Origin of the sequence: Pedobacter antarcticus, assembly GCF_900112985.1 — a bacterium.
Taxonomy (GTDB): Bacteria; Bacteroidota; Bacteroidia; order Sphingobacteriales; family Sphingobacteriaceae; genus Pedobacter; species Pedobacter antarcticus.
The window spans coordinates 348,977-372,723 of sequence record NZ_FONS01000002.1 but is presented as its reverse complement, the minus strand read 5'-3'; the positions used below and the strand labels follow the sequence as shown (position 1 = coordinate 372,723).

Here is a 23,747-nt window from a genome sequence, read left to right as displayed (position 1 = left end):
AAGATCAATTGGATTTAGCGACAAAGATTTCTCTAAGCTGCTTCGAGTTGAATAAAATTACAGAAAATAAAAGCGTGGCATAAGCATAAACCTGATTCAGGCTAATGATCTGACCGAAATACAGGATTGCTACAGCAAATGCTATGATCGGATTGATATAAATCATAATCCCTAAAGTTGAAGACGGGATACCGATCAGTGCGTATAAACTTAGGAATAAAGGGATAATAGTGAATATTATGGCGATAGCAAGGATATTCAACCAAAACCAGGAACTGTCTGGGAAGCCATGATGCCTGAAAAAATAAAAAGGCAACAGGATTAATACTGCCAAAGCGAATTGCGCCGCAAGCACATTTAATTTATCCAGCCCCTGCATTTTACGCTGAATGAGCAAATAACCTGCATAAAAAGAAGCAATCACAGTGGACCACAATACTTCTGTCAGAGAACCCGTGGCCAGGAAAACAATACTAACAAGCGCCAGCCCCAAAGAGAGAAGCTTCAATCCGGATAACGGTTCTTTCAGGATAAGAAAGCCGCCAAATGCCGTCAATAATGGACACACCATATAGGCAAATGCTGCTGAGGTCAGACTGACATTATTAACAGCATATATAAACGTATACCAGTTCATCATCAGAAACACAGTAGCCATTAATAACTGCCAGGCATAGGTCTTTCTTTTCGCAGGTGTTATATCTCTGATAACCTGGATATCGGCTTTTAGTTGTTTCCTTCTAAAAAGCAGAATCGCCACCCAGATGCAGATCAGAGAAGTAAAGATCCGGTAATATAAAATCTCTTCCGCGGGAAATGATTTGATGTTCCTGAGCGGAATTGCAAAAAAGCCCCAGAGTGCAAAAGAGCCCAATGCCGCGAGCAGGTACTTCAAATTAGACTTTTCCAACTTATCCTTTATAAGCAATAACAGATATTTCTACATTGACTGCTTTAGGCAAACCTTTTACAGCAACTGTTTCACGGGCCGGGAAATCCGATTTGAAATAACCGGCATAAACCTCATTGACTTCATTAAACAAAGCCATATCAGATAAAAATATAGTTGTTTTTACAATATGTTTGAATTCAAACCCAGCTTCCATAAGTACAGCGTTCAGGTTTCTCATTACCTGTTCAGTTTCTGCTTTGATAGAGTCTTTGCTCAATTCGCCTGTTGCAGGATTAATAGGGATTTGTCCGGAAACATAGAGAAAACCGTTAGCCAGGACAGCCTGACTATATGGACCAATCGGAGCAGGGGCATTAGAAGTGTTAATAATTTTCTTCATCTTAAATCAGGTGTAAAAGTTTTAAAATAATCCCGGTCAGAAAAACGGTGATAGCGACGACATTAATGACATGCATAATTTTTATGTCGGTACTCGTCGGTCGGTCAGGATCTTTTTTTCTGAAAAAATACATAAAACAAATGTATAAAATAAACGAACATTCATGCAGACTTTCTGTAGGAGAGGCTGCCTTTTCAGCAGGGAGTGTAAAAAAAAAGAGGGCCCTGAATCAGGGCCCTCTTTTTATGTTGTTTAAGAAAGATTAGTTTCTTGAAGTTTCAACACGACGGTTTTGGATACGACCTTCTTCAGTATCGTTAGAAGCAATTGGATTAGCTTCACCAAATCCTTTAGTAGTTACTTGGTTTGAAGAAACACCAGAGTTTACTAAGTAAGTTTTAACAGAATTCGCTCTGTCTTTAGATAACTTCAGGTTATATGCAGCAGTACCTTCGCTAGAAGCATAACCTTTTACTAAGGCTTTACCACCGTTTTCACGTAAAACTGAAGATAATTTATCTAAAGTTGGATAAGCTTCAGTTTTTAAAACTGAAGAGTTGAATTCAAATTGGATAGTTTCGAAACCAGTTACATTAGCGTTTGCAACAGGAGCAGTAGCTACTGGAAGTGGACATCCTGAACCATCAACAGCAGTACCTGCAGGCGTACCTGGGCATTTGTCGAATTGATCAGAAACACCATCACCATCGCTATCTTTTTTCAAATCTTCAACAGATTTTTCAACATTAGAAACACGAGTTTTTAATGCTTCAACTTCTTGACGTAAAGATGGATCTTTCAATTCATCATACATTAAAGCTAAAGGATTAACCCAGTTAAGATCTGGTTTAGATTTAGATCCTAATGAGAATTCTAATCCAGCGTAACCGTATGAGAATTTATCATTGTTTCCTTTTGCATAAGTTCCATCAAAGTTATCTCCGTCAACAAAGTGCATTGTATAACCTAAGTTAAATGCAACACGGTCAGAAACTTTAAATTTAACACCAGCACCGATTGGGATATATGCTTCTTTTACATATTTTTTATCACCTGATCCGTTAGACTCACCAGCTTTATCTTTCCAGTCAACAACTTGACCAGAACCAGTAGTGAATTTTGGAGAATAAGCTACTAAACCGTAACCAGCAGTAACGAAGAAGTTTACTGAATTCTCACGACGTAAGAAATCAACAGTTGCAACGTTAACAACACCTCTTAAATCAACTGCGTAACCGATTTGAGTTTCGAAGTCTTTACGGTCAAATTGGTTACCACCAGCAAAGTCTTTGTTAGTACCAGAAACTTTACCACGGAATACATTACCTTCTAATCCGAAAGCATGACCTAATTGTTTTTTCAATGAAACACCGTAACCTAAGTTAACATCAGCGTTAGTGAAATCGTTTTTACCACCGATAGCTAAGAATGGAGACATAACACCACCATTAACACCGATTGTCCAGGTTCTGTACTGGCCTCTTCCGCCAAATACCTTGGCTGAAGACGAGGACTCAGGAGTTTCCTGTGCAGATGCAAGCGTAGATGCTCCCATAACCGCAACAACAGAAAACGCCAACCCCTTCTTTAAAGTAGAATAATTCATAATTTTTTCTTTTTTAAGGTTAAACAAATTTTAAATTGTATAATTTTTTTGTGTAGCAAAATTAAACAAATTTTTAATTCTCACAACAGTTACACAAACTCCGTTCCAAATTTAACATATTTATTCAGTTCAGGAAAATTGCTTACGATCCGTAAATTAACACGAATACGAAAATCCAAATCAGGATAATGTGCTTTAAACAAATTGTCAGCAGAAAAAAGCAAAACAATCTATAAATCAAGTAATTAACACGCATCCCCTATAATCTTGCTTTTGGTGGTCCCTTATCAGCTACTTTTTTTATTTGTAAAATGGGACGATGGCATTTTGTCTGCAGTTGATCCCTCGCCTGCCTATTGTTTGCTTTTGTGGATACTGCAGCCTAAAAAGCCAAGAAAGTCCTATTTTTAAGACAAACGTAACTGGTATATATATAAGGTCTACCTTCCTGATTCGCCTGCCGGAGCAGGCTGACAGAATCCTTATAAGGTATCCTGAAAGAAATGTTTTAACTTGCACCATCTATTAGAATACCAGAAAAACATCAATCCAAGCAACTCAATGGCTATACCGAAGATCATACACCAGACTTTTAAATCAAAGGCACTTCCGATGATCACCCGCTGGCATATTGCCCGGTTCAGAAAGAAAAACCCGGAGTATACATATGAGTTCTATGACGACGAAAGGATTTCTGCCTTCTTACAGCAGGAATACGGGCCAGAAATGAACGCTGCCTATCAGCGCCTTAATATTGGTGCTGCAAAAGCAGACTTCTTTAGATATGCGGTATTATATAAAAAGGGCGGTATTTATCTCGATATCGATAGTGGGATCAACTCGCGCCTGGATAATTTCATTCACGATGACGATGCCGCGATAATCACAAAGGAAGGTGATCCTGTCTTTTACGCACAATGGGCCTTGATTTTCAGTGCGGGCCATCCTTTTCTTGAAAAAGCAATTGAACTGGTCCTGGACAATATCAATCACAACCGTTATCCGCATGACGTACATCAGATGACCGGACCAACTGTTTATACGAGGGCGATCAAAGAGAGCCTGGCACAACATCCCGAAACTAATTTCCGTTTACTAGGTACAGACTATGACGGACATTTAAAAGTCAAATACAAATTAGGCAAGTTCTTCCTCTACGAAAAGAAGGCAGATCACTGGAAACAGAAGCAACTAACGACTCCGGTTTTAAAACCTTGAGAAAAAATTACCTGATAATATACCGGCGAGAAAAGGACCCTGGTAGGAAGACAAGGTTAAGGAAAGGTTAAACCCTCTTTAGCAAGATTGATTTTATTTTATAAATACTCGTTATCAATCAGTTCCCTAACATAAAATTTATATTTGTCGCAAAAAAAGAACACGACACGTTTAACAATCTGTATACAAACAAGACTCCAACATGAAGATTAGTGGTTTTACCTATATGCGAAATAGTTTTACCTACGGGTATCCTGTTATAGAATCTATACTTTCTATCCTTCCTCTATGTGATGAATTCATCGCTGTTGTAGGGAAGTCAGACGATGGTACACGTGAAGCTATAGAGGCAATAGGCTCGCCAAAAATCAAAATAATTGATACTGTATGGGATGACGCCCTTATTAAAGGAGGTCAGGTATTTGCACAACAGGCAAATATTGGATTAAAAGCCTGCACGGGAGATTGGGCGTTTCATATTCAATCTGATGAAGTATTTCATGAAGATAGCCTGGCTGAAATAAAAAAAGCGATGGAAGATAATTTAAACGATCCCGGAGTCGAAGGGTTTCTTTTTAATTTTTATCACTTTATAGGAGACTATAAACATATCGGAACAACCAGAAGATGGCATCGCCGGGAGATTCGTATAGTGCGTAATTTACCTGGAGTATATTCCTATAAAGACTCCCAGGGATTTAGAATATATCCTGGTCATGATGATTATTTACAACAGACAAATAGCAGAAAACTTAATGTGCGTCTGCTGAATGCAAGGATTTTTCATTATTCCTATTGCAGAAACCCGGACTTGCTGCTTGGAAAAGTAAAGAGATTCAACAATTACTATCAGTCCCAAGACAAAACCGAAGAGCAATATAAAGCTTATAAAACATTTGATTTCGGGACCGTCGCCGATATTCTTGCCCCATTTACAGACAGCCATCCTGTTACAATGAAAGAAACAATTGCTAATCAGGATTGGGTTTTCAAACATAATCCTAAAAAAATTGCTTTATCATTCAGAAGATTAATGCTTCATCGAATAGAACAGGTAACAGGTTGGAGAATTGGTGAGTACAAAAATTATAAAATAATAAAATAGCAAAACCATTCCTGATCAAACTTTAAAGAATGCAAAATCAAAAAGCATCCGTTGCTTTAATAATTTCAACTTATAACTGGCCGGAGGCACTTGAGCTTGTTCTGAAGAGCGTCGCTCAGCAAACCGATATGCCTGATGAAATTATTATCGCAGATGATGGGTCTTCGCAGCTCACAGCTGATGTCATCGAGGGTTGTAGAACTCGTTATCAACTTCCTGTTACTCACATATGGCATGAAGACAAAGGATTCAGGAAAAGCAGAATACTTAACAAGGCCGTCAAAGAAGTCAAATCTGCCTATATTATAGAAATTGACGGTGATATTATACTTGACTCGAATTTTGTAGAAGATCACCGTAATGCCGCTAAACAAGGTTTTTTTGTACAAGGAAGCCGCGCTATGCTTAGCGAAGGCAAGTCAAAAGAAATTCTAAGAACCAGGGAAATTACTTTTTCAATCTTTTCAAAAGGCCTTTACAGCAGATTTAATGCGCTTAGACTACCTTTCATGAAATGGTTGTTTATATTTGACCCCTCTAACCCCTACCATATCAAAGGTTGCAATCTGGCTTTTTGGAAAAAAGATTATATCGCAGTTAATGGTTATTTTAATAATTTTGAAGGCTGGGGAGGAGAAGATTATGAATTCGGTGCCCGCCTGCTACATTCAGGTGTGCAAAGGAGACGACTGAAAATGGCAGCATTATGCTACCACATTTATCATAAAATAAATTCAAGAGCCAACTCCGCCCAGAATGACGTCATTTATAAACGAACATTAGCTGATAAATCATCCTGGTGCAACGACGGCTACGCACAGGTATAAATAGCCATCCTCATTAATCATGATCAAAACATATTTCAGACTTTTATCATTTGCAAAGCCCATAGAAAAGTTTGCAATTCCATATGCGGTAGCAACTATTCTTGCTGTATTATTTAACACCTTTCTATTTACATTATTAGGGCCGTTGTTGGAGACTCTATTTGTTTCCGGGGCAAATGATCATCCCTCAACATTAATAAAGAACGTTTCTACTTTCGATCTGGTTGGCCGGTTCAATGAATATATTGCCTATTGTATTACTGCCTACGGAAAGCTCTACACCTTAAAAGTTGTCTGCGCTGTTATTGTTGTCTGTGTATTTCTGGCTAACTTCTTTCGTTACTTTTCACAAAGATTTATGGAAGATCTGAGGGTTCATACTTTATTGAATTTGAGAAAGACTGTGTTCAATAATATTATGGATCTACATGTCGGTTATTTCAGCAACGAGCGCAAAGGCGATATTATTTCAAAGGTAGCCTCTGATGTCCAGGTTGTTCAGTTTACAGTAACTAACACACTGCAGGTCCTTTTTAAAGAGCCCGTACAATTAATATTCTTCGTGGGTGTACTTTTGTCTATCTCCGTCAAACTAACCCTATTTGCTCTACTAGTTATTCCGATATCAGGATTTATAATCAGTAAAATCGTTAAAAGGTTAAGACAACAAGCAAAGCAGGCACACGAATCTTTTGCGAAGATGATTGGATTTTTAGACGAATCGTTAGGTGGTATTAAAATTATCAAAGCCTTCAATGCCGCTGAAAGAATCAAAACTAAATTTGACGACGAGAACATTTTTTACTCTAATTTAACCAGAAAAATGATCAGGAGACAACAATTAGCATCCCCCGTCTCACAAACGCTGGGTGTACTTGTGGTCGTTTTTATTGTACTTTACGGAGGAACAATGATTTTGAATAACCAGGGTGAATTAACCCCTGCAAAATTCCTGGTTTATATTGCCATTTTTTCTCAGGTCATGCAGCCGATCAAAGCTATTACCGATTCATTTAGCGGTATCCATTCCGGGATTGCTGCTGGGGTGAGAGTATTGGATTTGATCGATACAAAACCAGAACTTGTTGATGTTCCGGATGCCATTCAACTGAATACATTTTCGGACAGCATTAAATTTGAGCAGGTCAGTTTTAGTTATGGTGAAAAAACAATTCTGCACGATATTAACCTGACCATCAAAAAAGGACAGACTGTGGCTCTTGTAGGGCCCTCGGGCGGCGGAAAGACAACTTTAATGGATTTGATTCCAAGATTCTACGATCCGCAAGCCGGTAGAATAACGATCGATGGACATGATCTGAAATCACTGAGTATGGTAAGCATCCGGGCCCAACTCGGTACGGTTAATCAGCAATCAATCCTGTTTAATGACACTATAGCAAATAATATATCTTTCGCTAATCCGTCTGCTACCAGAGAACAAATCATACAAGCTGCAAAAATTGCGAATGCTGACAGCTTCATTACAAATACAGAAAATGGTTATGACACTAATATCGGAGACAGTGGAAATAAGCTTTCAGGAGGACAGAGACAAAGAATTTGTATTGCCAGAGCTGTATTAGCGAATCCCCCGGTGATGTTGTTGGATGAAGCCACATCTGCCTTAGATACTGAATCAGAGAAACTCGTTCAGGATGCATTGAACAAATTAATGGAAAATCGGACTTCCATTGTCATTGCACACAGGCTAAGTACAATTATGAATGCAGATATGATTGCTGTCATCGACCAGGGAAGAGTTGTTGAAAAGGGCACACATCATGAATTATTACGGCAAAAAGGCATCTATAGCAGATTGATTGAATTACAAACTTTTGTGGAACAATAACATAGCGGTGAGAATTCTCTTCCCTTCTAAATATGGAAGCCTGAATTAACCTAAGAATAGATGAATAAGCTAACCACGCCGAAAAATTTGGCGTAGTTAGAAATAAATAAAATACATGAAAAACGGAATGACGATTATTATCTGCACCCATAACGGGGCGGCAAGACTGAGTCAAACAATAATTCATATCACCCAGCAAGTTGTATCCCCGTCCATTCACTGGGAAGTAATTTTGGCAGACAACGGATCTTCTGACGATACCATAGCAACGGCAGAAACGATCTGGAATGCCAATTGCCCCGAAAATATTCCATTCAGAATCATTAAAGAACCTAAGCCAGGTAAATTATATGCGCTACAAAAGGCAATTCAGAAAGCAGAATATGAGTTTCTGATTATATGCGATGATGATAATTGGCTTGCACCGGACTATATAGAAAAAGCATATAACATTCTACATACAATGCCCGAAGTTGCAGCCGCTGGTGGCCGGGGTATCCCTGCAACTGATGCGTCTGAACTCCCTGATTGGTTTGCAGCGCATAGTCAAGATTATGCAACCGGTCCTCAGGCAGATAAAAATGGAATACTTAAACCTGGATCAAGACTGTGGGGCGCTGGACTGGTCACCAGACGATCAGTCTACCTCAACATGTATAAAAATTATCAATCATTTCTTGAAGAGAGCGAAGTTAATATTCTATCAGCAGAAGATACCGAATATTGCCTGCGACTTACTCTGAAAGGTTATAAACTGTACTATGATGATAGGTTGGTTTATCAGCATTTTATTGGCGCTCACAAACTTAATACTGAATTCAGAGACCAACTAGTTAAAGGTTTTCGGGATTCTGACGCCATTCTTCTAAAGTATTATGTTGCCATCAAAGTTCACGTTGATACAGGAAGATCTTTTAACCGAACCAAGCTTTTATTGGCTATGCCATTTAGACTTCTCTTTGCTTTTTCAAAAAGACGTACCGAAAAAGCGAGAAATATTTTATTTCATTTGCTCCCTTTCGACATCCCGACAGATGATATATCTAAGAGGATCAAGGCGTTTATTCAGAATGACTAAAGTATAATTAGGCTGTACAGTTACGGATTACAGCTTTAATAAGGATAATATGATAAAAAAAATAAAACGATCTTATAGTAATTTTACTGCGCTTTTAGATTATCCAAGAATACATTCGGGACTTAACAAAGAAAGAAAATTGTTCTTTTTCTTTTACACCTGGGCATTTGGAGGAGCAGAACGTGTACATATCAGCCTTCTAAAATTATTTAAGGCATTGGATCCTATTTGTTTTATTACGACCAAATCTGGAAACGAGGGCTTTAAAAACGAATTCGAATCGAATTCTACAGTTATCAATCTGGGCAGATGGGCTGAAAAGGTCAGTTATAAAAAACACATGTACAAAAAACTGGCTAAAATGATCAATAAACAGAAATCGCCGATCGTTTTTGGAGGTAATAGTGAGTTCTTATATGAGATGATTCCACTTTTAGAACCACACGTAACAATTATCGATCTCCTCCACAATTTTGCTGATTTTAAACAAGGTTCTGAATGGCGTAGCTTACCTTATACACGGCGGATTGATAAAAGAATTGTACTCGGCGAAAAATTATTAGAGCAGCTCAAAAATCATTATGCAGAAAACGCTATAGAGGAAAGCTATCTAAACCGTGTCGAGATCATTCCTAATTTCGTTGACATTGAGCAACCTTTTCAGAAGAAGGATTTCAATGGTATTCTTGAAGTTCTTTTTGTTGCAAGAAATAGCCCCGAGAAAAGATTTCATGTCGTTAAATCAATCGCTGAAAAATGTCAGAAATTAGCATTGCCACTTAAATTCACTGTAATTGGCGATTTTGAAGACTCTGAAGACATGCCGCAGAATATTCAGCTTGTTGGTGCCATCTATGATAAGTCTGTATTAAATGAATTTTACAAAAGGGCTCACATAGTTTTATTAACTTCAAGAAGAGAAGGTCTTCCTATGGTAATTTTAGAAGGAATGAGTTTTGGACTTATACCGATCTCTACCGACGTAGGAGAGCTAAATGCTTACATTGGTGAACATAAAGGCAATGGTTACTTGATTAATAATCCCATTGATGAGGAACAAATTATTGCCAGTTTTGTGGTAAAATTCACAGAAATTATGGAGGAAAGGAACGAATTGGCAAAAGTAAGTCAAAATGCATATGACACAGTCAAACGGGAATTTTCGTTCGAAAATTTCGCCAATGCTTATCGTAAAACGATTCTTGACTCAATCCCGGCAAAGTAATATATTAGCCTTTATATCTCTTTAAAATGAAAGTAGTCAAAATCCTGGGTGGTCTGGGAAATCAAATGTTTCAATATGCTTTTTATCTGGCTTTATCTCACCGGTATAAATCTGTCAAAACAGATTTATCCGGATACGAGAATTATACGCTACATAACGGCTTTGAACTAACGAGGGTATTTGGTATTCATCCTCCCCAGGCCTCGCTTTTTACTGTAAATCTGTATAGCTCTCATATCAGATCATGGAAGTACCGTAAAATGAGAAGGGTTTTAATGTTAAAAAACACTTATAAGGTCGAGGATATATTTTTCGCTTTTGACAAAGATATACTCCATAACAAAAAACCAATGTTGTATTGGGGATATTGGCAGAATCAGGAATATTTTATAGATATAGAAAAAAAAATACGGGCTGAATTCAGATTTAAGAATCCACTGAACGAAGATAATTCCAAATATATGCAGTCGATTAAGAGCACGACCAGTGTATCTGTGCATATCAGAAGGGGGGATTACCTTAAAGACGAGCTTTTAGGAGGCCTTTGTTCCCTTAACTATTATAAAAAGGCAATTAGTAAAATGAGTGCCTCGCTGGATGCCCCTGTATTTTATATCTTCTCTGACGATCTGCAGTGGTGTAAAGAGAATCTTGATTTGGATGATCCGAAATTCTATATTTCTGGCAACGACCATAATAACAGCTATATAGATATGCAGTTGATGAGTTACTGCAAACACAATATTATTGCGAACAGCAGCTTCAGCTGGTGGGCCGCATGGTTAAATGAAAATCCAAATAAAATTGTAATCGGTCCAAAAAAATGGACTAATAATGATGATAGCAATCAAATCATACCGGAACAATGGATAAAACTGTAAGCAAACCATACGTTACCGTATTCATGGCAGTTTATAATGGAGATCTTTATATTAAAGATTCCATCCAGAGTGTACTGGATCAGAGCTATTCTGATTTTGAGTTACTCATCATAAATGATGGGTCTACAGATGCAACCGTAGCCATTATAGAGCAGTTCAATGATTCCAGAATCAGATTGATCAACAATGAAACGAATAAGGGGTTAAGTTACACGAGAGAGCTCGGCATCCAGCAGGCTCAGGGTATCTACTATGCAATACTAGATAGTGATGACATAGCTAGCCCCGACAGATTGCAGTTGCAGGTAGCTTATTTCGAAAGTCATCCTGAAGTTCATTTATGCGGCGGACATGCACGCATCATTGATGGAAAAGGAGCAGAAACCGGATTTATGAAGATTGACACCGGAACAGTGCAGGATATGGGCATTAACATGCTTTTTGGAAACCCCTTCATCAATTCATCCTTAATGATGAACAGAGAAACAATATTAGCCGTTGGTGGCTATAGAAATTTCGCCCCTGCAGAAGATTACGATCTAAGCTACCGGATTTCGCTAAAATACGGTGTTGCGAACTTAGATCACGTACTCGTATCCTACAGAGTACATGACACAAACATATCTACATTGCAATCGGACGGGATGGTTGCTGCAGAAAAAGACATTATCAGCGAAATGCATTCTAACCTGGGAATTCCATCCGACCAAACCCTGATTAGGCTACATCACGAGATCATTTGTCATACATTCAAAGGTAAAGAGCCTTCTGGGTACATTAAGCTGTTAGAACTCCTTAAAGCCAGCAATAGTAAAGTTAAAATATACCCGGAGCGACGTTTCAATGAAATATTATTCGAAAAGTGGTTCGCGATCATCAGACAAAAAAGCAACAAGAATATTTTCAGCCTCTATTTTAAGAATGAGCTGTTCGAATGGTCATTTGTTACACCCAAACAAATTCGAAAACTGATCAAACAGGCACTCTTCAACCGTTAAGTTTCAGCTTAAATATAAAAAGGAAAGCCCTGCAGTATTAAACTGCAGGGCTTTTTATGATGTTCAAAAGCTTATTACAGCTTTCTTTTTACTTCAACTTGTTCGTAGGCTTCCACAATATCTCCAACTTCAATATTATTAAAGTTTTGAATATTCAGACCACACTCGTAACCTCTGGATACTTCTTTCACATCATCTTTATAACGTTTCAGTGAAGCCAGCTCACCCGTGTAGATAACCACACCATCTCTGACGATACGGATCTTACTGTTACGTGTAATTGTTCCGTCAAGGACCATACATCCTGCGATTGTACCAACTTTAGTGATTTTGAAGGTATCTCTGATCTCGACGTTAGCCGTAATTTTCTCCTGGAATTCAGGGGCAAGCATACCTTCCATCGCAGCCTTGATCTCATTGATCGCATCATAGATGATCGAGTATAAACGGATATCAATTTGTTCTGCTTCAGCAAGCTTTCTTGCACCTGAAGAAGGACGTACCTGGAATCCAATGATAATCGCATCAGAAGCCGAAGCCAGCAATACATCAGATTCAGAGATCTGACCAACTGCTTTACTGATAATGTTAATCTGAATTTCTTCAGTAGACAGTTTCAGCAATGAATCGGCTAATGCCTCGATTGAACCATCCACGTCACCTTTAACAATCAGGTTCAGTTCTTTAAAGTTACCGATAGCCAGACGACGACCGATCTCATCTAAAGTAATATGTTTCTGAGTTCTCAGTCCCTGCTCACGCATTAACTGTAAACGTTTATTAGCAATTTCTCTCGCTTCAGATTCACTCTCTACCGCATTGAACTTATCACCCGCAGTAGGCGCGCCCTGCATACCCAATACCTGAACTGGTACTGACGGGCCTGCCTGAGGAACTTTCTGACCACGTTCGTTGAACAATGCTTTTACACGTCCACTGTAACTTCCTGCCAGGATCGGATCACCAACTTTCAGTGTTCCTGCCTGTACCAGAACTGTAGTTACAATACCACGACCCTTATCCAGAGTTGCTTCGATTACACTACCAGTGGCACGTTTATTAGGATTTGCTGTTAATTCCAGCAATTCTGCTTCAAGTAATACTTTATCCAGTAACAGGTCTACATTTAAACCGCTTTTACCTGAGATCTCCTGAGACTGGAACTTACCGCCCCAATCCTCAACCAGGATATTCATGATAGATAACTGCTCACGGATTTTATCTGAGTTTGCACCCGGTTTGTCAATTTTTGTAAAGGCAAACACCAATGGAACTCCTGCTGCCTGCGCATGACTGATTGCCTCTTTCGTCTGAGGCATCACAGCATCATCCGCTGCAATAACAATAATTGCAATATCTGCTACCTTCGCACCACGTGCACGCATTGCCGTAAAGGCCTCGTGACCCGGTGTATCCAGGAATGTTACTTGTTTACCTGTTGGAGTGGTTACCATATAGGCACCAATATGCTGGGTAATACCCCCTGCCTCACCGGCAACAACATTCGCCTTCCTGATATAATCCAGCAGGGAAGTTTTACCGTGATCGACGTGACCCATGATCGTAACAACCGGTGCTCTTGGAATTAAATCTTCAGGAGCATCTGCTTCTTCAATAATGCTGTCACTTTCATCATCAGGTTTCACAAACTGGATTTCATAACCGAACTCATCGGCTACAATAGTTAGTGTTTCTGCATCTAAACGCTGATTAATGGAAACGAACATACCAAGACTCATACAGGTTCCGATAATTTTGGTTACCTGTACATCCATCATGCTGGCCAGTTCATTTGCAGTTACGAATTCAGTTACTCTCAGTACTTTCGACTGAAGCTCCTGCTCCATAGCTGCTTCTTCAGCTGATAAAGCAACGTCGTCACGTTTTCCACGGCGTAATTTCGCACGCTGTGCAAATTTACCCGACTTACCTGCTCCGCTTAAACGTGCAAGTGTTGCTTTAATCTGATCCTGGATTTCCTTTTCAGTTGGCTCTTCTTTCGGGCCGCCTCCAGGTTTGCTATTTCTAAAATTCGGCCTGTTAGCCGTATTATTCGTGTTGTTTCTAAAATCAGGTCTGTTGGTAAAGGTCGGAGCGCCTGCAGGTCTTGCTGGTGCCGCACTGTTACCACCTTGTCCGCTACCGGACTGGTTCTGGCCTGTACCCGTATGACCGGGTGCGCCTGGCGTCTTTTTACGCTTACGTTTTCTTTTGGCGTCATTGCTGTCACCTGAAGAAGCCACAGGTTGTGACTTACGTTCTGGTGTTGTCGGCAAGACAATTTTACCAATAATGTTAGGTCCGGAAAGCTTAACCGATCGGGCTTTTATAACCTCAACCTCTTCAGGCTGGTTAGGTTTAGGCGCCTGGTTTTCTTTCACCGGCTCTGCTTTAGCAACGGGTGATTCCACAGGTTTGGGTTTTTCTTCTGTTTTGATTGGTGCTGCAGGCTGAGGTGTTTCAGCTTTTGGTGCAGGTTCTTCTGCAGGTTTCTCAACCGGCTTAACTGCTTCCTCAGCTTTTGGCGCTTCTGCCTTAGGAGTTTCTTCTACCACTTTAACCGGTTCTTGCACCGGAGCGACCGGAGCCGCTTCAGCCTGAACAGGTTTAGGTGCAGGAGCCTCTTCCTTTTTAGCAGGGCGTGTCTTCGCATTCAATTCATCAAGATTAATTTTCCCAACTATCTTGACCCCTTTAATTGCTGCATCGTCTGCTTTTTCAGGTTCTTTTTCCGCTACTGTTTCCTGAACAGGAGCCGGAGCCTCTTCTTTTTGTTTCTCAACAACAGGAGGCGTATATGTATGAAGGTTCTTAACTAAAATACCTTCATTTTCAAATTCCACATTTTTTCTAGGTGCCTCAGCAACTTTCTCAGTTACTTCCGGTTCATCACGACGAATTTTACCAATAACAATCTGATTGGCTTCTTCTTTTACGATTTTATCTCCCTGAAACTCTTTGAGCAATGCATTATACATGTCACGGGAGAGTTTAGTAGTGGGTTTATTCTCAACAGAAAAGCCTTTCTTTTCTAAAAACTCAACGGCCGTAGCTATCCCTACGTTAAGTTCCTTAACTGCCTTAAATAAAATTATTGGTTTGTCGTCTGACATTGATATCCTATTTTTTCTTAATTCTTATACAAAAGTAACGTTTATTCTTGTTTTTTCATCCTCACAAATTGATTTTATCGGTTTAAGGCTCTAGCATGCCTAATTCCTCTTTTTAAAAAGGTATAAAAGCCTGCCCTATTTCCGTATTTATTTGTTTTTAACTATGTTGAAACTGTCTGACACCTGCCTGTGGCAACATCAGACAATTTCACAAGAAAACGTTTATTCAAATTCTGACTGTAAGATACTGATCACTTCTTTGATCGTCTCCTCTTCCAGGTCAGTTCTTTTAACCAGCTCATCCACTGATAAAGCCAGTACGCTTCTAGCTGTATCACAACCAATTGCTTTCAATTCGTCTATGATCCAACTATCGATCTCATCCGAGAACTCTTCAATATCCACATCTTCATCTTCCTCACCTGCTTCGCGGTAAACATCGATTTCATAACCTGTCAGTTTGCCTGCAAGTTTGATATTATGTCCGCCACGTCCGATAGCTAGTGAAACCTGATCAGGCTTCAGATAAACCGAAGCATGTTTAGTTACATCATCCAGCTTAATGGAAGTGATTTTTGCAGGACTTAATGCCCTGGTGATGTAGAGTGAAACATTGTTTGTGAAATTAATCACGTCAATATTTTCATTTTTTAATTCTCTGACAATACCATGGATACGGGAACCTTTCATACCAACACATGCCCCTACCGGGTCAATTCTGTCATCATAAGACTCCACTGCAACCTTGGCACGTTCACCTGGTTCACGAACAATTTTCTTAATCGTGATCAGACCGTCAAAGATCTCAGGCACCTCAATTTCAAACAAACGCTGTAAGAATTCAGGCGCAATTCTGGAAATGATGATTTTTGGTGTACTGTTCATCATATCCACTTTAAGGATCACCGCTCTCACAGAGTCTCCTTTTTTGAAATAATCCGCAGGGATCTGTTCTGTCTTAGGCATTAGCAACTCATTGCCTTCGTCATCCAGTACCAGCGTTTCTTTCTTCCAGACCTGGTATACCTCACCGGTAACAATTTCACCAACCCTGTCTTTATATTTTTTGAAAATTTCGTCTTTTTCCAGTTCCAGAACTTTAGAAACCAAAGTCTGACGTGCAGCCAAAATTGCACGGCGGCCAAAGCTTTCCAGTGTGATCTGTTCGATATAGTCATCACCGACTTCCATATCTGCATCCAGTTGTTTAACTTCTGACAATTCGATCTCCAGGTCATCATCCTCCGAAAATCCGTCTTCCATTACTTTTCTTGTGCGCCAGATCTCCAAATCCCCGTTGTCGGGGTTAACAATTACATCGCAATTCTCATCGGTCCCGTATTTTTTACGCAGCATACTGCGAAAAACTTCTTCCAGTACACTAATTACTGTAGGACGGTCGATGTTCTTGAACTCTTTGAATTCCTGAAATGAATCGATTAAATTAATATTGCTCATTTTATTTAAATGAAATTAAAACCTTTGTTTCTAATATATGATCAAAGTTCAGACTGGTTTCAACCAATTGAGCCTTTTTCCCTTTTTCTTTTACTTTCTCCTCAATGAGGATTGATTCTGCATCCACCGACAGGAGTTTACCTTCCTTTAACTGACCATCAGACAATTTAACGCTTAAATCACGTCCGATATTCTTCTGGTACTGCCTGTTAAGCTTCAGCGGCTCACCTACACCAGGAGAGGATACTTCCAGATTATAGGCTTTTTCAATGGTGTTCTCTTCTTCCAAATGGAAACCAACGTGCCTGCTGATCGCTGCACAATCCTGAATACTAATTCCTTCATCTCCATCTACATGAATAATGAGCTTATTGTTTGGCAACATCCTGACTTCAACCAGAAATAGTTCCGGTCTGTCAGAAATTTTTTCTTCAACTAATGCTGTTACTCTCTTCTCTATTTGCATAACCAATTTGCGGGTAAAAGAAAAGAGGGGACACCAGCCCCCTCTTACCCCTCTATTTCTTGCAAATGTATGGATTTAATTTCATAAATAAAAATAAACCCTGCTATCGAAGACCAGAACCCGTCACAGCTAATTTACAGAATTTCAGAATCCTATTAAAAGGAAATATCCATTTATCTTCAGGGTACTAGTAAGAAAGCAGATACTCTTCCGGCTTAAGCTGATGATCCATTTTTCCTTTAAGCAACATCCCTGCGGTCGCAAAGCGTGCGTTGAGATAAGATACCACCAAATAATCTTTCCCTTTGGAAAAAGTATGCTCAGGTATAAACACAATACTGCTGTCAGTAACACTGAATATTCCTGCAATATTTCTTTCGGTATCTTCCCCCCGGTCTTTCTCCAGTACCCGGATCAGCGTACTAAACGCGGAATCAGCGGGGAGTTCCTGCCGCAGTAATTGCAGTCCTGCAGGATCAATCTGCTTAAACACTATACTGTTGCTATCTGCAGAAAAACCAACCGAAAGTGGCCTGTTATTTGCAGTATTACAGGCAATCAAACACACTGCTCCTGTACTCCAGACCAGCAGACAAAACAAACGCTTAAACATCCAATAAAGCTAAACATTATGAAGTTAATTATCGAAATCTTATTGATGGGGCTGGCCATGCTGCTGGGTTCCTATCTTGTTCCCGGCGTACATATCGACGGATTCGGGTCTGCCGTGATAGCCGCAATTTTAATTGCACTCGCAAATGCCACCATTGGCACCATACTGCGAATCCTGACTTTTCCTGTTAATTTTCTCACCCTGGGCCTGGTGTCATTTATCATTACCGTACTGATGATCCTTTTGGTTGACAGCATGATGACGTCATTCCATACCAGCGGTTTCTTTGCTGCTGCACTCCTGGCCATCGTGGTTGCGGTGATCAAAGGATTATTCGGCGCAATTGCCGGCGAAAGTGAAAAATAAACACTTTCAGCAAAACTGATTTATAAAAAAAGAGGTCGCTCATTTTGTCAATGATACGACCTCCTATTTATTTCGTTGAAAATTATGGAATTCTGCATTTACGTTCGGATACTGTTAAAGATTAAAACGGTATTGAGACGGTATTGAGTCGCTGTTGAGTCGCTGTTGATATACCCCATTACCGACTGAACACCCTGTCAATACCGACTCAATAGCCTTTTAGCGTAAAACGAGCTAACCGGTATACTTATTTCACTTATCATTTAGTCCAGAATCTCTCTTGAAATTACCATTTGCTGAATTTCCGAAGTTCCTTCATAAATCTGGGTAATTTTAGCATCACGCATCAGCCGCTCCACATGGTATTCTTTCACAAAACCGTAACCACCATGTACCTGCACTGCCTCGACCGTAACTTCCATTGCTACTTTAGAAGCATACAGCTTAGCCATCGATCCGGCTAGCGTATACGACTGCCCCTGATCTTTTAACCAGGCAGCTTTGTAAACGAGCATTCGTGCCGCTTCAATCTTGGTTGCCATATCCGCCAGCTTAAAAGCAATTGCCTGATGATCGGAAATTGGTTTTCCGAATGATTTTCTTTCCTGAGCATAAGCCAGCGCCAGCTCATATGCACCCGCTGCAATACCGAGTGCCTGTGCGGCAATACCGATCCTGCCACCTTCCAGAGTCTTCATCGCAAACTTAAATCCGAAGCCATTTTCACCGATACGATTTTCTTTAGGGACTTTCACATCATTAAACATAAGAGAATGCGTATCTGATCCACGTATACCCATTTTATTCTCCTTGGGTCCGATAGTAAACCCTTCCATACCCTTTTCGACTATAAAAGCATTGATCCCCCGATGTTTCAATGAAGGATCAGTTTGCGCAATAACCAGATAGACAGACGCTGTACTACCATTGGTAATCCAGTTTTTCGTGCCGTTAAGCAGATAATAATCGCCTTTGTCTTCCGCTGTTGTATGTTGTGATGTTGCATCCGAACCCGCTTCAGGTTCGGAAAGGCAGAATGCCCCTATTATTTCCCCTGAAGCCAGCGGTTTAAGATATTTTTCTTTCTGTTCTGCCGACCCGAAAGCTTCCAGGCCATAACAAACCAGTGAATTATTAACAGAGACCACAACCGAAGCTGAGGCATCTATTTTTGAGAGTTCTTCCATGACCAGTACATACGAGACTGCATCGAGTCCGCTGCCACCAAATTCTTCAGACACCATCATTCCCAGGAATCCAAGCTCACCTAGTTTCCTGACCTGTTCTACAGGAAATTTCTGATGTTCATCTCTTTCAATGACTCCAGGTTTTAACTCCTGCTGCGCGAAATCACGCGCAGCCTGCTGAATCATCAATTGTTCTTCGCTAAGTTGAAATTGCATAATAATTATATCTTAGAAATACGTTTTCACCAAATTTAGTATTTCCAGACTAATAATTACTATGCAACCATAGTATTATTTCAGCAGATGATTATGATCATCAGGAAATACAAGAATTGGCTTATATAATTTCGCCTCTTCAATTGGTAGCGATCCGTAAGACATAATGATCAGAATATCGCCCACCTGAACCAACCTTGCAGTTGCACCGTTCAGACAGATCATACCTGACCCGCGTTCTCCGCGGATTACATAAGTTTCAAACCGCGCCCCGTTATTATTGTTCACAATTTGTATTTTTTCATTGGCAATAATGTTCGCAGCATCCATCAGATCTTCATCTATTGTAATACTACCTACATAATTTAATTCTGCCTGAGTCACCTTTACACGGTGTATTTTTGATTTTAAAACTTCAATAATCATGATAATTTTTTTAGGTGCCTGTTTAAAGACGTATTAGTTAAGGATGATATTATCTATCAGCCTGGTTTCACCGACTTTTGCGGCTATAAGCGCGACCAACCCGGATTTTCCGGATTCCTCATCAACCGGCAACAACGTATCTCCATCGGCAATAGTCAGATAATCTAACTCGACTCCGGGTGTGCCTCGTACCAGTTTCCTGGCATTTTCCAGTAGTTCAGCTATTTTGGTCTCACCGAAATGATCCCTGATATAATATAGAGAACGGCTCAATACCAAAGCTTGTATCCTTTCTTCTCCAGTTAAGTGAATATTCCTTGAGCTCATAGCCAAACCGTCTTCTTCCCGAATAATCGGGCAGGAAACCAGCTCAACCGGCAAATGAAAATAATTCACCATATTTTTAATCATCAGCACCTGCTGGTAATCTTTCTGTCCAAAAAATGCAAGATCGGGATTTACTGCATCAAATAATTTCTTTACGATCTGAGTAACGCCCTGATAATGTCCTTTTCTAAATTCACCTTCCAGCAGGAATTCTGCGGGACCAAGATCAATATGCCAGTTTTCAGGCTCCGGATACATTTCTGTCACCGACGGCATGAAGACGAAATCACACCCTGCATGCTCCAGCATACGGATATCGTGCTCAAGTGGCCTGGGATATTTTTCCAGATCTTTCGGATCAGTAAACTGAGTGGGATTGACAAAAATGCTGCAAACAACTATATCAGCAAGCTCCTGGGCTTTTTTGACCAGAGAGACATGTCCGCTATGCAAGGCTCCCATTGTTGGAACAAGGGCGATTTTCTGCTGGGCCAGCCGGGCTGACCTCAACGACACTTTTAATGCCGCAATATGATTTATGACTTCCAAACCGGGTTGTAAAATTTCAAAGTCCAAAGTTGAGCATTTATATAATCCCAACAAAACATATAGCCAATTTATTGATAAATTTGAATAAAATGCTTACCTTTGCCCCTTGATTATCTTTTCTTTAACATAAATATTTATTCAAAATATGGAGATGGCAAAAACAAAGCTACTGATTGTTACACACGAGATGTCGCCTTTCCTCGAACTCACGAAAATTTCAGAGATTACCCGTCAACTTCCTCAGGCAATGCAGGAAAAAGGATTAGAAATCCGCATTCTGATGCCAAGATTTGGCAATATCAATGAGAGAAGGAATCGCCTTCATGAGGTAATTCGTTTATCAGGAATGAACATTATGATTGACGACAATGATAACCCACTGATTATCAAAGTTGCATCTATACCAGCAGCGCGTATGCAGGTATACTTTCTGGATAACGAAGATTATTTCCAGCGCAAGTATGTCTTCCGGGACAAAGAAAACAAATTCTATGCAGACAATGACGAAAGAACAATCTTCTTTTGCAAAGGCGCACTGGAAACTGTTAAGAAACTTGGATGGGCGCCGGATATCGTGCATTGCCATGGCTGGATGACCTCACTGGTTCCTGCCTACATCAAAACATCTTATAAAAACGATCCTACTTTTAAGAATTCAAAAGTGGTTTATTCGGTTTATGAGAACTGCTTCACAGAAACTATGGACAGCTCAATGCATGAAAAAGCAGTGATGAATAACATGACAGCTGAAGATACCAGCATGTATGTTAATCCGAACTGTAATACGATGCATATCGGTGCAATAACCTATGCTGATGCTGTTGTACTTGCCGATGAAAAAATTGAAGCTGATGTGTTAAAGTTTGTTAAAGATTCAAATAAACCAACTTTAGCTTTTAATTTAACCGAAAATTTCGAGAATTTCTACAATTTATATGAAGAGATATCGAACGACGAATTAGTATCCATCGTTTAACACAGGTTTTATTAAATAATATATGAAATTTCAAAAACTAGACTTATTAACCTTGTTGATAAGTCTTTTTCTTTTATCCTCTTGTAAAAACTCCAGCGATATTGGCCTGGAATTAGGTTCAACTGAATCAATCAGGGGGGAACTGCTCGATACTGCTACTATTTTAAGTGCCACACAACTAGACGATCCTGCCAGCACCTACAATATGGCGAGATACCCGCTTGGGGAACTCAAAGATGAGATAGTTGGTTCAACCAATGCAGAAGTAGCCATGTCTGTTACAGCTCCGGGATCTGGTTTTACCTTTGGTAAAAATACACAAATCGATTCTGCTGTTTTAGTTTTACCTTATTCTAGCGGCGCTAATGTAGAACGCTACTACGGAGATACGACTTCAGTTCTTAATATCACGGTTAAACAACTCAATTCAGATTTAACAGAGCAAAAGACATTTCTAAGCAATGCAACTTATCCGGCTAGTGATGTTTTGGCCAATGTAAATAAAGCAATAAAGCCAAATACCAGGGTAAAGATTACAAATATTGTAGCCGGCGGACCTGATACTACGTTCTCTGCAAATCCTCAACTTAGGATCAAATTATCTACAGCAATGATCCAGGATAAAATACTGAAGCTAGATTCGGCTACTTTAGCGAATGATAAAAGATTTAAAGCCGCCTTTAAAGGACTGAAAGTTGAAGCAACAACCACGAATGCCAAAGGCGCTGTTGTATTTCTGGATATGGCTACCGCTGACGGAGCAAGCATGGAAATCTATTTCAAAAAACAAAATGCTTCGACAACAACTGCAATCGATACAGTAGTTAGTAAATTTCCCGTTACCAGTAGCAATTCTAATTATGTTTTGGCTTCAATCAAACATAATTACACCGACGCTGTTAAGGAAAACATAGCCTCCAAAACACAAACGCAGACGACTTACCTGCAGGCAGGTGGTTTGAGAACCAAGATATCTTTCCCTCACCTGAATCAGCTAAAAGAGAAGATTGGCGGCGCATTGATTGTCAGCAAAGCACAACTGGTTATAGAGCTAAGCAACACCACGGATACAATCCCGTTTAAGGCACCTTTAAGGCTCGCATTGTATAGATATGACCTGGCCTCGCAAAGACAGCTGTTGCCGGATGGTAATCCAGGTAGCTCAACTAATCCGACAGGAGATCCAAGAGCCATCACGGGCACATTTGGCGGCTTCTACGACAAGGCCAAGAACACTTATACTTTCGAGGTAACCAATTATATCCAGGACTTAATCGATGGTAAAACTGTAGATTACGGCACTTTCCTAGCTGCAACACCATTTACCGAGTTTAATCTGTTCCCTTATCCAACCAGCGTAAGCCGGGCGAGACTGGGATCATTTCACAATACAGATAACAAAAGAATAAGGCTGAATATTTATTACATAAAATCCAATCCTTAAAAATAAGCTACGGACATAAAAAAACCTGCGTTATCAGTTTAACGCAGGTTTTTTTATGTCTTAGAAAAGAAAAATCGTTCGTTTATCGCCTAAAAAGGCAGATCGCCGGTAGCATTATCTTCCGGCTCGACATAATCATTTTCATGTTTTGGGGTTGCAGCGGCAACGGGGGTATTTTCAAAATCGCTCTTCCTGCCAAGTAATGTGAAGTTCTCCGCTACGACTTCGGTCACGTATTTTTTAACCCGCTCTTTATCTTCAAAAGATCTCGTTCGTAATTTGCCTTCGATGTAAACCAGTTTTCCTTTTTGCAAATACTTGGATGCGACCTCAGCAAGCCCGCGCCATAATACGATATTATGCCATTCCGTTTGTTCTATACGCTTTCCTTCTTTGTTATAAGTTTCGGAAGTAGCTAAAGGGAAACTAGCTACTGTGACACCACCATCAAGATGCCGTACTTCAGGATCTTTACCTAAATGACCTACTAAAATTACTTTGTTAATACCTGACATGAAATTTGG

At 39.8% G+C, this 23,747-nt stretch carries 23 protein-coding genes; 11 read left to right on the top strand and 12 right to left on the bottom strand.

What is annotated here, in order from left to right; genetic code table 11:
• Positions 1-4 precede the first annotated feature (4 nt).
• The 4 genes from BM192_RS06640 to BM192_RS06630 form a co-directional block, all read right to left on the bottom strand.
• Positions 5-910 (bottom strand): EamA family transporter, encoded by a 906-nt coding sequence (locus tag BM192_RS06640; protein ID WP_037442400.1) that lies wholly within the window; start codon positions 908-910, stop codon positions 5-7.
• 1 nt (position 911) lies between these two features.
• Positions 912-1,292: a RidA family protein gene (locus BM192_RS06635; RefSeq protein ID WP_037442229.1), complete on the bottom strand. Its 381-nt coding sequence runs from the start codon at positions 1,290-1,292 to the stop codon at positions 912-914.
• A gap of 1 nt (position 1,293) precedes the next feature.
• Positions 1,294-1,425 carry a DUF6728 family protein gene (locus tag BM192_RS21260; RefSeq protein WP_316741416.1) on the bottom strand — a complete coding sequence of 44 codons (132 nt, stop codon included), beginning with the start codon at positions 1,423-1,425 and terminating at the stop codon, positions 1,294-1,296.
• A gap of 129 nt (positions 1,426-1,554) precedes the next feature.
• Positions 1,555-2,898, bottom strand: a complete 1,344-nt coding sequence (locus BM192_RS06630) for an OmpA family protein (protein WP_037442398.1) — start codon at positions 2,896-2,898, stop codon at positions 1,555-1,557.
• A 513-nt stretch (positions 2,899-3,411) separates the two neighbouring features.
• Between BM192_RS06630 and BM192_RS06625 the strand changes: the two genes are divergently transcribed.
• From BM192_RS06625 to BM192_RS06590, 8 genes are all read left to right on the top strand, one after another.
• Positions 3,412-4,116 carry a glycosyltransferase family 32 protein gene (locus BM192_RS06625; RefSeq protein WP_234797518.1) on the top strand — a complete coding sequence of 235 codons (705 nt, stop codon included), beginning with the start codon at positions 3,412-3,414 and terminating at the stop codon, positions 4,114-4,116.
• Positions 4,117-4,318: 202 nt separating this feature from the next.
• Entirely contained in the window at positions 4,319-5,221 is a 903-nt protein-coding gene (locus tag BM192_RS06620; protein ID WP_037442225.1) for a glycosyltransferase, read from the top strand.
• A gap of 29 nt (positions 5,222-5,250) precedes the next feature.
• Entirely contained in the window at positions 5,251-6,048 is a 798-nt protein-coding gene (locus BM192_RS06615) for a glycosyltransferase family 2 protein (RefSeq protein WP_037442222.1), read from the top strand.
• Between the two features lie 22 nt (positions 6,049-6,070).
• Positions 6,071-7,900, top strand: coding sequence for an ABC transporter ATP-binding protein (locus tag BM192_RS06610; protein ID WP_037442396.1), 1,830 nt, complete (start codon positions 6,071-6,073; stop codon positions 7,898-7,900).
• Positions 7,901-8,015: 115 nt separating this feature from the next.
• Positions 8,016-8,978: a glycosyltransferase gene (locus BM192_RS06605; RefSeq protein ID WP_037442220.1), complete on the top strand. Its 963-nt coding sequence runs from the start codon at positions 8,016-8,018 to the stop codon at positions 8,976-8,978.
• Between the two features lie 49 nt (positions 8,979-9,027).
• The gene (locus tag BM192_RS06600) at positions 9,028-10,203 is read left to right on the top strand and encodes a glycosyltransferase family 4 protein (RefSeq protein ID WP_074588609.1); all 1,176 of its coding nucleotides are present in this window, start codon (positions 9,028-9,030) and stop codon (positions 10,201-10,203) included.
• 26 nt (positions 10,204-10,229) lie between these two features.
• On the top strand, positions 10,230-11,084 hold the full coding sequence (locus BM192_RS06595) for an alpha-1,2-fucosyltransferase (RefSeq protein WP_037442217.1): 855 nt from the start codon (positions 10,230-10,232) through the stop codon (positions 11,082-11,084).
• Complete coding sequence (locus tag BM192_RS06590) at positions 11,069-12,082, top strand: glycosyltransferase family 2 protein (protein WP_074963934.1); 1,014 nt, start codon at positions 11,069-11,071, stop codon at positions 12,080-12,082. The genes BM192_RS06595 and BM192_RS06590 overlap by 16 nt, the downstream gene beginning before the upstream one ends.
• Before the next feature lie 74 nt (positions 12,083-12,156).
• On the opposite strand, the gene infB is transcribed toward BM192_RS06590, so the two are convergent.
• The 4 genes from infB to BM192_RS06570 form a co-directional block, all read right to left on the bottom strand.
• Positions 12,157-15,195: a translation initiation factor IF-2 gene (infB, locus tag BM192_RS06585; protein WP_037443074.1), complete on the bottom strand. Its 3,039-nt coding sequence runs from the start codon at positions 15,193-15,195 to the stop codon at positions 12,157-12,159.
• Positions 15,196-15,417: 222 nt separating this feature from the next.
• A complete protein-coding gene (gene nusA / locus BM192_RS06580; protein WP_037443076.1) occupies positions 15,418-16,653 on the bottom strand; it encodes a transcription termination factor NusA in 1,236 nt (411 codons plus the stop codon).
• A gap of 1 nt (position 16,654) precedes the next feature.
• The gene (gene rimP / locus BM192_RS06575; RefSeq protein WP_037443081.1) at positions 16,655-17,119 is read right to left on the bottom strand and encodes a ribosome assembly cofactor RimP; all 465 of its coding nucleotides are present in this window, start codon (positions 17,117-17,119) and stop codon (positions 16,655-16,657) included.
• 187 nt (positions 17,120-17,306) lie between these two features.
• Positions 17,307-17,732, bottom strand: coding sequence for a hypothetical protein (locus BM192_RS06570; RefSeq protein ID WP_037443083.1), 426 nt, complete (start codon positions 17,730-17,732; stop codon positions 17,307-17,309).
• A gap of 18 nt (positions 17,733-17,750) precedes the next feature.
• On the opposite strand from BM192_RS06570, the gene BM192_RS06565 reads away from it, so the two are divergent.
• Positions 17,751-18,098 (top strand): phage holin family protein, encoded by a 348-nt coding sequence (locus BM192_RS06565; RefSeq protein ID WP_037443085.1) that lies wholly within the window; start codon positions 17,751-17,753, stop codon positions 18,096-18,098.
• A gap of 263 nt (positions 18,099-18,361) precedes the next feature.
• Here BM192_RS06565 and BM192_RS06560 read toward each other — a convergent pair whose 3' ends face one another.
• The 3 genes from BM192_RS06560 to panC all read right to left on the bottom strand — a co-directional run bounded on the left by BM192_RS06560 (position 18,362) and on the right by panC (position 20,830).
• A complete protein-coding gene (locus BM192_RS06560) occupies positions 18,362-19,501 on the bottom strand; it encodes an acyl-CoA dehydrogenase (RefSeq protein WP_037443087.1) in 1,140 nt (379 codons plus the stop codon).
• Between the two features lie 75 nt (positions 19,502-19,576).
• Positions 19,577-19,927 (bottom strand): aspartate 1-decarboxylase, encoded by a 351-nt coding sequence (panD, locus tag BM192_RS06555; protein WP_037443089.1) that lies wholly within the window; start codon positions 19,925-19,927, stop codon positions 19,577-19,579.
• 33 nt (positions 19,928-19,960) lie between these two features.
• On the bottom strand, positions 19,961-20,830 hold the full coding sequence (panC, locus tag BM192_RS06550) for a pantoate--beta-alanine ligase (RefSeq protein ID WP_234797517.1): 870 nt from the start codon (positions 20,828-20,830) through the stop codon (positions 19,961-19,963).
• A gap of 124 nt (positions 20,831-20,954) precedes the next feature.
• On the opposite strand from panC, the gene BM192_RS06545 reads away from it, so the two are divergent.
• A complete protein-coding gene (locus BM192_RS06545) occupies positions 20,955-21,779 on the top strand; it encodes a glycogen/starch synthase (RefSeq protein WP_037443066.1) in 825 nt (274 codons plus the stop codon).
• 22 nt (positions 21,780-21,801) lie between these two features.
• Positions 21,802-23,223, top strand: coding sequence for a DUF4270 family protein (locus BM192_RS06540; RefSeq protein ID WP_037443062.1), 1,422 nt, complete (start codon positions 21,802-21,804; stop codon positions 23,221-23,223).
• 89 nt (positions 23,224-23,312) lie between these two features.
• On the opposite strand, the gene BM192_RS06535 is transcribed toward BM192_RS06540, so the two are convergent.
• Entirely contained in the window at positions 23,313-23,738 is a 426-nt protein-coding gene (locus tag BM192_RS06535; RefSeq protein WP_037438046.1) for a single-stranded DNA-binding protein, read from the bottom strand.
• Between the last annotated feature and the right edge of the window lie 9 nt (positions 23,739-23,747).